The organism is bacterium (assembly GCA_041648665.1).
In the GTDB taxonomy this organism is placed as follows: domain Bacteria; phylum UBA10199; class UBA10199; order 2-02-FULL-44-16; family JAAZCA01; genus JAFGMW01.
Genome location: JBAZOP010000100.1, coordinates 1 through 10328, shown reverse-complemented (window position 1 = coordinate 10328; position 10328 = coordinate 1). Strand labels below are relative to the sequence as shown.

General features: G+C 56.3%; 10 protein-coding genes. 9 read left to right on the top strand and 1 reads right to left on the bottom strand.

Annotation, left to right across the window (positions count from 1 at the left end):
- Nucleotides 1-243: 243 nt before the first annotated feature.
- Nucleotides 244-1572 carry a tetratricopeptide repeat protein gene (locus WC683_17540; protein ID MFA4974413.1) on the top strand — a complete coding sequence of 443 codons (1329 nt, stop codon included), beginning with the start codon at nt 244-246 and terminating at the stop codon, nt 1570-1572.
- Nucleotides 1573-1693: 121 nt separating this feature from the next.
- Complete coding sequence (locus tag WC683_17535; protein ID MFA4974412.1) at nt 1694-2881, top strand: tetratricopeptide repeat protein; 1188 nt, start codon at nt 1694-1696, stop codon at nt 2879-2881.
- Nucleotides 2882-2941: 60 nt separating this feature from the next.
- Here WC683_17535 and WC683_17530 read toward each other — a convergent pair whose 3' ends face one another.
- A complete protein-coding gene (locus tag WC683_17530) occupies nt 2942-3472 on the bottom strand; it encodes a helix-turn-helix domain-containing protein (GenBank protein MFA4974411.1) in 531 nt (176 codons plus the stop codon).
- A gap of 134 nt (nt 3473-3606) precedes the next feature.
- Here WC683_17530 and WC683_17525 point away from each other — a divergent pair, with 134 nt between their 5' ends.
- The 7 genes from WC683_17525 to WC683_17495 form a co-directional block, all read left to right on the top strand.
- Nucleotides 3607-4725, top strand: coding sequence for a tetratricopeptide repeat protein (locus WC683_17525; GenBank protein ID MFA4974410.1), 1119 nt, complete (start codon nt 3607-3609; stop codon nt 4723-4725).
- A gap of 367 nt (nt 4726-5092) precedes the next feature.
- A complete protein-coding gene (locus tag WC683_17520) occupies nt 5093-5812 on the top strand; it encodes an RNA methyltransferase (GenBank protein ID MFA4974409.1) in 720 nt (239 codons plus the stop codon).
- A complete protein-coding gene (locus WC683_17515) occupies nt 5809-7914 on the top strand; it encodes an adenylate/guanylate cyclase domain-containing protein (GenBank protein ID MFA4974408.1) in 2106 nt (701 codons plus the stop codon). The genes WC683_17520 and WC683_17515 overlap by 4 nt, the downstream gene beginning before the upstream one ends.
- A gap of 14 nt (nt 7915-7928) precedes the next feature.
- Nucleotides 7929-8420, top strand: a complete 492-nt coding sequence (locus WC683_17510) for a hypothetical protein (GenBank protein ID MFA4974407.1) — start codon at nt 7929-7931, stop codon at nt 8418-8420.
- Nucleotides 8421-8442: 22 nt separating this feature from the next.
- A complete protein-coding gene (locus WC683_17505; protein ID MFA4974406.1) occupies nt 8443-9312 on the top strand; it encodes a M48 family metalloprotease in 870 nt (289 codons plus the stop codon).
- Nucleotides 9313-9471: 159 nt separating this feature from the next.
- Nucleotides 9472-9678, top strand: coding sequence for a cold-shock protein (locus tag WC683_17500; protein MFA4974405.1), 207 nt, complete (start codon nt 9472-9474; stop codon nt 9676-9678).
- Nucleotides 9679-9766: 88 nt separating this feature from the next.
- Nucleotides 9767-10328: potassium transporter TrkG (locus tag WC683_17495; protein MFA4974404.1), on the top strand; the 562-nt coding region annotated here is incomplete at its 3' end.

Here is a 10328-nt window from a genome sequence, read left to right as displayed (position 1 = left end):
AACAGTAATATTTAACGATCTAACTCAAGAATAACCCACTTATTGATCTTAATCAACTATTTTAACTGCTATAACAGTAATTATTTGTGTTTTAAGGTAATTTCTGTGCATAAAGAAAGATATTCATCATAATTTACTGTTATAGCGGTAAATAAACTACCAGAAACAAGCTGATAGTTACTGGTAATTATCGGGAAACTTTTACAGATTTCTAACGATAATATCTAAGGGGTCGAAAGACCAATGCGACCAGTTCACTGGATAGAGAGAGAACTATCCCGACACTATAAAAACCTGGATCTAACCCGGGGTGCGGACCTCGATCGGAATGGAACGATCGAAGGCTCGGAGAGGACTGATCTCAACGGCGATGGCAACGTCGACTCGGCCGAGTGGCAGAAGTTCGTGGGCGACAACAAGGCAGCGCTCCAAACATTGGGCGGCCACTTCAAGACCTACTATTCCGCCGGCAGCGCCTTCAAACCGGACAACCCGATACACGATCTGCTCTCTATCGAATCTGAGCTCGCATCTCCGGAAGAGGTGAATAAGGCATACGAGAAGGTGAAAGAGATTCTCGACATCGCGAGGGAACGCCTTGCAGGTGCAAAACTCAAACCAGAAAAGATATTACGACTCGTCTATGATTCAATGAAACGGATCGGGATCGAATTAAAGGAACAGGGTATCAACGTCGGTTTTATCAACAACATAAGCAGGAGCGCCCTCGACTGCGACACTTCCTCTTTTGTGACGCTTGCAGTTGCCCATGAACTGAGCTGGCCGGTCTATTTGGTTTCGACTCCGGGTCACATCTTTGTCCGTTGGGATGATGATGATGAGAAAAGGTTCAACATGGACGGCGGCAGAACAAATGCCGATGAATACTACTTAAGAAAATACAATATTTCTCAGCACGCCATAGATCAGGGCGTCCACATGAAAAATCTGGGATACGACAGTGTTCTATCGATATTCTATTCTAATCGTGGAAGCGCAAAAGACATCCTAGGCCGACATGAGGAATCGATTACCGATTACAACACGGCCATAGAGCTCGACCCAAATAATGCCGCAGCTTATGACAATCGCGGAAACGCAGAACTTGACCTCAAGAGATATGAAGAGGCGATCAGGGATTACGACACAGCCATAGAGCTCGATCCAAATGATCCCGAAGCCTATTACAATCGCGGAAACGCAAAACTCGATTTCAAGATATATGAAGAGGCAATCGATGATTACGACACAGCCATAGATCTCAATCCAAATTATGCCAAGGCCTATATGAATCGCGGAAACGCAAAAGGCGAGCTCGGGAGATACGAGGAAGCGATCGATGATTATGACAAGGCCATAAAACTCGATCGACATTATGCCATCGCCTATCATAATCGCGCAATCGCAGAACAGAGACTCGGGAGAGACAAAGAGGCGATCAGAGATCGTGAGAGGGTTTTAAAACTCAAGTCTTCACCCTCCTGCCTCTGCAATGCAGTAGGCCAAGCCGGCAACAGCTCGGCTTCCGATCCATCGCTCCTCTCGCTCCTTTTGACGGTCATCTTCGAGTAAGCGCCAAAAACCTTATAACATATTGATAACCCTGAGTATTTAAGATATCTTGGAGAGGTGCTTTCTCCGGGCAACTTTTGCAGGTTCCTGACGATAAGACTCTAAATACCAAGGAAATCCAATGCGACCAGCACACTGGATACAGACCGAACTCGCCCGGCACTATGAAGACTTGGATCTGACCAAGGGCGCGGACCTCGATCAGAACGGGAAGATCGAGGGCTCGGAGAGGACTGATCTCAACGACGACGGTAACGTAGACTCAACAGAGTGGCAGAAGTTCACAACTGACAACAGGGCCGCGCTCGAAATACTGGGCGGACAGTTCAAGACCTATTACTCCGCAGGCACCGCATTCAAACCCGACAATCCGATACATGACCTGCTCTCGATCGAATCCGAACTCACAGCCACGAATGAAATTGAGAACGCCTACGAGAAGGTGGCGTGGATCAAGAACAGAGTTGTTGAGCGCCTCTCGGAGGCCAGCCTTGCCCCAAAAGAGAAGATGAAGTTGGTCTACAAGCTCATCGTCGAGTCAGGCCTAAATCTGGATGACCAGAGCGGCGACGGCCTGGCCAGGAGCATTGCGAAGGGCGGGCTCGACTGCGACACCTCAGGCCTCATAGTCCTCGCCGTGGCCCACGAACTCGGCTGGCCGGTATTTGGAGTGTCCGGTCCACAGCATTTCTTCCTGCGCTGGGACGACGGCGTGGGGGAGAGATTCAATATGGATTACGGCGAATCGTATTCCGATGAATTCGTCACTGCATATCTGAACATCGATCCGCAGTCGAAGGCGGACGGCGTCTTCCTGAGAAATCTGGGATATGACGATCTCCTCTCGTTGTTCTATCAGAATCGCGGAATGGCAAAGAAGGATTCCGGGAGGATCCTGGATGCTATCGCTGATTTTGACGAGTCCATCCGCTTCAACAAAAGATACGCCATAGCTTTCTCGAGTCGCGGATCTACATATAAGGATTTAGGGCGGCATGAGGAGGCGATTGCGGACCTGAACACGGCCCTGGCGCTCAACCCGAATGATGCGGACAGCTACATAGACCGTGCGGACATAAAGGAGGCGCTGGGAATGCGTGATGAGGCCGCAAAGGATTACTTGAAGTCCATCAAGGCCTTCAGTGCCAACGAGGCGTCGCGCGCCAAACTCTTCGAGAATACTTCCGAGCAAACCCACGAGACGAGCAAGCCATATTCCTGCCTCTGCAACACAGTAGGCCAACCCGGCAACAGCTCGCCTTCCGACCCGTCGCTCCTCTCGCTCATCCTGACGGTCATTTTCGACTGAGTGCCATCAATGCAAATTCTTGATCAGGCCTTGGGCAAACTCAACGAATTCACGCGCGGACTATTTCAAATTGAACACCTCCAAACCCTCGCGCCGTATGTTCATGATGAGAGGACTCGATCCTTTCGAAAACTCGTGTTCCGTCATTACAAGAGGAGCAATCACGAATGTTGGTTCGTGATCGAAGCCGGCAGAGTAAGCAGCACCCACAGCCGCGTCGAAATCCTTATCCCGGTCACCTGTTTTAGTAAGCAGCACAAGGCAGTCGATGTCAGAATCAGGGCCGCCGCGCCCCCGTGCCCAGGAGCCGAAGACCAGGAGACGAGAGAAACGCGCGCCGAACGCCTCGCGCAAGTTTTTGAGATATCGATCCACGACATCGCGTATTTTCCCGGGGATCTCCCTCGTTGAATCGGGCGCGCGCCCTTCACCTCGGGGTGATAGCCACGCGTCGATCTCGTCGCGATCGAACCGCCACGCGCTGCCTATCTTGGCGGCCGGGATCTCACCCTTCTGGGCGAGCTTGTAGACCATCATGGTGCTCAATTGTAGGTACTCCGCCACCTGCTTCACTGTAAGCCAAGTCTTCATAATATTATTATATATTATTATAAATTATAATACCATATAATATTTTATTACCCTACCAGAGCTGCTCGCGACGACATAAATATGGGAAACTTTTGCAGATTCCTGCCGATAATACCAAGGGGGTCGGAAGACCAATGCGACCAGTTCACTGGATAGAGACAGAACTATCCCGACACTTCGAAGACCTGGACCTGACCCGGGGTGCAGACCTTGATCGAAACGGCAAGATCGAGGGGTCGGAGAGGACCGATCAGAACAGCGACGGCGAGGTCGACTCAGCCGAGTGGCAGAAGTTCACGGGCGACAACAAGGCCGCGCTCGAAAAACTGGGCGGCCACTTCAAGACCTACTACTCCGCAGGCACCGCATTTAAACCCGACAACCCCATACATGATCTGATCTCCATCGAATCCGAACTCGTATCCCCGGAGGATGTGAAAAAAGCATATGGAAAAGCAGAAGAGATTCTTCACATTGTACAGGAATACCTTGCGAGTGAAGAACTCCCTAAGAAAAAACTGATACTCCCTTACGGGGGGATGGAACGAGTCGGAATTGAATTCAAGAACCAGAGTGACAGCGGTTTTATCAACAACATAAATAGAAACGTCCTTGACTGCGACACATCTAGTTTTGTGGCGCTTGCAATAGCCCACGAGTTAAACTGGCCGGTATTTTTAGTCCCAGCTCCAGATCACATCTTTGTCAGGTGGGATGATGGCAAAGAAGACCGATACAATATGGACGGAGGTTTAAGCGTCGATGATCCAGTATATTCCGTAGTATACAATATTTCCCAAGATGCACTCGATCAAGGCGTCTATATGCAAAACATGAAACCGGACGACATCCTGTCTTTATTCTATTCCAATCGAGCAGCCGTAAAAAGTGACCGCGGGATGTATGAAGATGCTTTAAAGGACAACGACAAAGCGATCGAACTCAACCCGAATTCCGCCATAGATTACAACAATCGCGGAGATGCAAAATTCAGACTCAAGCGTTATAAGGAGGCACTCGCAGACTTTGAAAAGGCATTAAAACTCGATCCTAATTTTGCCGAAGCCTATTACAATCGCGCAAACACAGAGCGAAAACTCGGGAAATACAAAGAGGCGATCAAAGATCGCCAACGGGCCCTGGAACTCAATCCCTCACTCTCCTGCCTCTGCGACACAGTGGGCAGCACCGGCAGCGCCTCGCCTTCAAATCCGTCGCTCCTCTCCCTCCTCCTGACGGTCATTTTCGACTGAACGCCGACATCCAGACAAACTTGATTGCGTGCTGCAGGCTACGGAGCTCTGCCCCCGGCTGCATTAAGCGGCGTTTAGGAGACGAGCGTATGAGGAGAGCAAAAGATCGACTGGCATCGCGGTTTGGAGGCTGACGCGAGGAAGACATCCAAACCGCATGATGCCAGCGGGCTTTTGCCGACGAGTAGCGAGCGAACTGCCGCAGCAGCAGGGGGAGAGCTCCGTAGCCTGTGCACGCCTCTCGATGGCGGACCGCTGCTGAAGCTGCTTCCGGTCGGTCGCAAAAAACGCGACCGCTGCGGAAGACAGCTTCAGGTCGGTCCGCGATCAGTTGACATGGTGTCGTTCCACAGGTATCCACGCCGTCGTGGAGCAGAAACTCGCCATAGTGCTCGTATCCCCTCAGGGGCCGGCGAACATAGGGGCCGCGGCACGGGCGATGAAGAACTTCGGGATCTCGGAGCTTCGGCTCGTGAGTCCCTGCGATCACCTCTCTGATGAAGCGCGGTGCTGGGCGGTCGACGCCCGCGATCTGCTCGAGTCAGCGAAGATATTCCCCACGCTGGACGCGGCGCTCATGGACATCGCGTTCTCAGCAGCATTCACGCGCAGGTTCGGCAAGGTGCGCAGGAGGAGGATGTCCGTGGCCGAGGCAGCGCCTGTGCTGGCCGCGCGCTCCTCGGACGGAGGGGCAGCGCTCGTCTTTGGCCCCGAGGAGTCTGGGCTCGCAAACGAACACCTGGAGCGCTGCGACGCCACGGTCGAGATCCCCTCCTCCCCTGACCTCCCCTCTCTCAACCTCGCCCAGTCCGTGCTCATCGCCTGTTACGAAATAAGCCGCATAATTCCAACCCCTGCGCCTGATCCCAGGATGCAGGAGAGCTTCGTGCCCAGGGAACGCATATCCGCGCTGATAGCCGAAGCCCACGAGGCGCTGTCCGCCTTAGGCTACGATGACGAGGGGCCCTTGCAGCTGCGCACGCGCATCAAGGAGCGGCTGGAGAGGATATTCGGCCGCGCAGGCCTCACGGAGCGCGACGCGGGCATGATCGAGGGGCTGGCCGCGCGCATAAAGGAGAGGACATGAAAATCGCGAGCGCAGCATGGGGCACGGCCATCGGCATCGCGGCCGCTGCGATCTTCATCCTCCTGCAAGGCATGGGCCTCCTCTCCTCGCTTGAGCACAAGTCCTACGACTGGCGGATGAGGGCAACCCGCAGCGCCGAGACGGGCTCGGGCGAGAACGTGGCGCTCCTCTACGTGGACGAGCCGTCGCTGCGCACGATGCAGGAGATGGGCATATCGTGGCCCTGGCCGCGGGAGCTCTACGCAGGCGCGCTCGCATTCGCAAGGCGCGGGGGGGCCAAGGCCGTGCTCTTCGACCTTTTCTTCTCCGAGGACTCCTCATACGGCGTGGCGGATGACGAGGCCTTTGCCCGCGGGATCGCAGACGGCCCTCCATCCTACTTTGTCTTCTTTGCCAGCAGCAACGAGGGAGAGCCAGCCCCTGTCGACTCCGAGGTGATCAGCCGTTCTCGCGTTCCGTTCGGCGGCAGGCCGCCGGATTTCCTCCCTGAAGCGCGCTCCCTCAAGTCGCTTCCAGTCCCTGCGATCGCCAAGAACGCCGCGGGCTTCGGCAACGCGCAGACGCCGCCGGACGACGACGGCATCTTCCGCCGCTTACCGCCGGCCATGCGCATGGGCGATCTCATCCTGCCTGAGATAGCGTTCGAGGTGGCGGCCGCGGTGGGAAACTTCCGCGAAGTAGACTGGCCATCCCGCACGGAGCTTACGATCGACGGACAGCGCATCCCGCTCGACGCGAACGGGAACATGATGATCAACTACATCGGCGGCGTGGACAGCTATCCCACCTATCCCCTGGCAAAGGTCCTGCTCTCGAGCCAGCAGATCAAGGACGGGCTTACGCCTGACCTCGATCCCGCAGTTTTCAAGGATCGCGTCGTGATCGTGGGCGTGGCCGCGCCCGGGCTCTACGACCTCAAACCCACACCGCTCGCCCGCGTCTACCCGGGCCCCGAGATCCAGGCCACGATCATCGATTCGCTGCTGAGACGCGATTTCATAAAACCGCTGGCTACGATCCCGAAGGTCCTGCTCATCTTCGCGCTCGCGCTCGCCACGTCGCTGGGGCTCGCGCAGATGCGCAGGCTCAACCACATCGTGCCCTGGATCGCGGGGCTTGCGGGCGCCTACATCGCGGCCGCATTCGTCCTGTTCAGATGGGGCGCCTGGCTCCCGGTAGCGGCGCCCGTCGGCGCGATGGCGCTCGCGGCATTCTCCATGGTGCTCAGAAACTACCTGACAGAGGGCAGAAAGAAACACGCGATCAAGAAGGCCTTCGGCCAGTACCTCTCGCCTGCCGTTGTGAGCGAGATAGCAAAGGATCCGGAATCCGTGAAGATGGGCGGCGCAGAGCAGGAGGTGAGCATCTTTTTCTCGGACATCGCGGACTTCACGACCATCTCCGAGAAGCTCGCCCCGACGGAACTCGTCTCGCAGCTGTGCAGCTATCTAACCTCCATGACCGAGATAGTCACCTCGCGCGAAGGCACGCTGGACAAATACATCGGGGATGCGGTCATGGCGTTCTGGGGCGCGCCGCTGGCAATCGAGGACCACGCTGCGCAGGCCACCCTCGCGGCGCTGGAGATACAGGAATCGCTGGCCTCATTCCCGCAGTTCAAGACGAGGATAGGCATCCACACAGGGAAGGCGGTGATAGGCAACATCGGCTCCGAACTTCGCTTCAACTACACCGCGATCGGCGACTCCGTGAACCTCGCGAGCCGCCTGGAGGGGCTGAACAAACGCTTCGGCACGAGGATCATCATCAGCCAGACCACGTACGAAGAGGCGAGGGAGAAGATCGAGGCCAGAATGATCGGCAAGGCGCGGGTGAAGGGCCGCAGCCAGCCGATTCAGTTATACGAACCGCTATCGCCAAAGGGCGGCCTCAGCGCTGAAAAGGCCCGATCCTGCGCCGAGTTTTCAGAGGCGATGCAACTCTTCATGGCCGCGGATTTCTCAGGCGCAGGCAAGGCATTCGCGCGGCTCGATGCAGCGGGCGATCCGGTCGTTGCATACTATATCGCGATATGCGATAGGTTCGCGAAGTCGCCGCCTGCCCATGATTTCGACGGCGTGATCAACTTCCATGAAAAATAGATAGGAGGCGTCACATGAGAAAGCTCCTGATTCTGACCGCTCTCGCAACACTGTGCCTCGCGCTCGCCGGCGCTGAGGCAGGCGCAGCGAAGAGCGGGGGGTCAAAGAAATCGCTCAAGATCCAAGTGCGCGAGGTCCAGGTGAAGTCCGCGCCGAACTACCTCGCCTCCTCCGTGGGGACGCTGGGATACGGCGCGCCGGTCAGCGTACAATCCGAGGACGGCAACTGGTACAGGATATCCAGCCCCGCAGGCTTTATCCCCAAAAACGCGACAGGCAAGAACACGGGCAGCGTCGAGTCCGGCGAGAGATACGCCGCCAAGGGCGTGACGCACGACGAGACCGCGCTCGCGGGCAAGGGCTTCAACCCGGCGGTGGAGGGGCAGTACAAGAGCTCCAGCGCATCGCTGGCCCAGGCCTACGGCCAGGTGGACAGGGTCGAGGCGATCCGCATCTCCGAGGGCGAGCTGTCCAGTTTCATTACACAGGGGAAGTTGAATAAATAATGGCCGGCGGAAGGAGACACTTATGAAAAAAATAATTGCGATAACGGCTTTGACGATCATTGCTTTGGTCTCCATCCAGGCCAGGGCGCAGGACTGGGGCTCCATAGCAGGGAGCGTCTTCGGAGGGGTCCAGCAGATGGCCGAGGCCGCAAAGGACATCACCCCGTCCGAGGAGCACTACATCGGCCGCGCGGTCGCAGCCATGATCTTCGAAAAATATCCCCTCTACAACAACCCTGCGGTGAACGCCTATCTCAACAAGGTTGGGCTTGCGGTGGCATATCACTCCGACAGACCGGTCACCTACGGCGGCTATCATTTCGCGGCCCTGAACACGGACGAGGTCAACGCGTTCGCGTGCCCGGGCGGCATGATCCTGGTGACCAGGGGGCTTCTCAAGCTGGTGGAGAACGAGGACGAGCTGGCCAACATCCTCGGCCACGAGATCAGGCACGTGGCTGACCGCGACGGCATCAAGGCGATAAAGAAGTCGCGCTGGACCAAGTTCGGCTTCTACGCGGCAGGCGAGGTCGGCAAACACTACACGCCCTCCGAGGTGAGCGAGCTGGTCGGCGAGTTCCAGAGCGTCGTGACCGACGTGGCCAAGACCGTCATCCAGAACGGCTACAGCAAAAAGGATGAGGACGACGCCGACGTGTACGGCATGCGCTTTGCGATGAACGCCGGCTACAACCCGGGGGCCATGGCCGACTTCATCAAGGCGGAGATAGCCAAGGGCCTGGGCTCGGGTTCAGGACCCTTTTCCTCGCACCCCGCCCCCGACCAGAGGCTGAAAAAGGTCGAGAACGCTTTGAGTTCCGAGGGCCTCAGCGGGACCACGGAAAAGGTTAGGACAGCCCGTTTTGGCGGGGCCCTGGCTTCAGCGAAATAACAGTTGCCAAAAAGTCAGGGTTAACATAGAGATACACCCAAGTTTATTGATCAGCCGGCTTTGGCAGCACGCAACGTAATGGTACGCAGGCCGCAATTTTACGAAAAGATTCACGGCCGTTTTTGCTGCTGCTGAGCTGGAATGAAAGGAAGGAACAGTATGGCAAAGGGAACAGTGAAGTGGTTCAACGATGCAAAGGGTTTCGGTTTCATTTCGCCCGATGACGGCGGCGAGGACGTGTTCGTACACTTCTCCGCTATCGTGGGAGAGGGATTCAAAAGCATCAAGGAAGGCGAAAAAGTCGAGTACGAGGTAGTGCAAGGCCCCAAGGGCCTCCAGGCCACCAACGTGCAGAAGGCCGGCTAACTTCGAAATAAGGCTGAAATAAGGGCCCCCGACCCCGAAAGGGTCGGGGGTTTTCTTTTGTTCGGCATTTGATTATAGTCGGTCGCATATGCGCATCAGGATAGTGTTGGGAATTGCTTCCCACGTCACATTCTTCGTCGGGCTCTCCATGCTGGTGCCCCTGTGCGTCTCCCTCTACTACCAGGAAGGGGACGCGGCGCCGATCGCCTGGTCCATGGCGATCACCGTCGCTTTAGCCGGACTGGCTTCGCTCGCCTTCAAGACGCACGAGGAGGAGATAAGCCGCAGGGAAGGCATGATGATCACCACGTTCACATGGCTCATCGTATGCCTCTTCGGGTCGCTGCCGTTGTTTCTTGCAAAGACCTTGGGACCTATGAACCTGGAGAACTTCGTCAACTGCTTCTTCGAGTCCGTCTCCGGCTTCACGACCACGGGCGCATCTATACTGGGTGCATCCGTCCCGGTGGAGAAGTTGACCCACGGTCTGCTCTTCTGGCGCAGCTTCACACACTGGCTGGGCGGCATGGGCATCATCGTGCTCGCAGTCGCGATACTCCCGATGCTGGGCGTAGGCGGCATGCAGCTCTTCCGCGCCGAGGCCTCCGCGCACATGCACGAGAGGCTGAGGCCCAGGATCAGGGAATGCG

What these genes read in the sequence shown, in the direction of transcription:
- WC683_17540 (MFA4974413.1), top strand. Translation starts at nt 244, where the DNA reads ATGCGACCAGTTCACTGGATAGAGAGAGAACTATCCCGACACTATAAA.
- WC683_17535 (MFA4974412.1), top strand. Translation starts at nt 1,694, where the DNA reads ATGCGACCAGCACACTGGATACAGACCGAACTCGCCCGGCACTATGAA.
- WC683_17530 (MFA4974411.1), bottom strand. Translation starts at nt 3,472, where the DNA reads ATGAAGACTTGGCTTACAGTGAAGCAGGTGGCGGAGTACCTACAATTG.
- WC683_17525 (MFA4974410.1), top strand. Translation starts at nt 3,607, where the DNA reads ATGCGACCAGTTCACTGGATAGAGACAGAACTATCCCGACACTTCGAA.
- WC683_17515 (MFA4974408.1), top strand. Translation starts at nt 5,809, where the DNA reads ATGAAAATCGCGAGCGCAGCATGGGGCACGGCCATCGGCATCGCGGCC.
- WC683_17510 (MFA4974407.1), top strand. Translation starts at nt 7,929, where the DNA reads ATGAGAAAGCTCCTGATTCTGACCGCTCTCGCAACACTGTGCCTCGCG.
- WC683_17505 (MFA4974406.1), top strand. Translation starts at nt 8,443, where the DNA reads ATGAAAAAAATAATTGCGATAACGGCTTTGACGATCATTGCTTTGGTC.
- WC683_17500 (MFA4974405.1), top strand. Translation starts at nt 9,472, where the DNA reads ATGGCAAAGGGAACAGTGAAGTGGTTCAACGATGCAAAGGGTTTCGGT.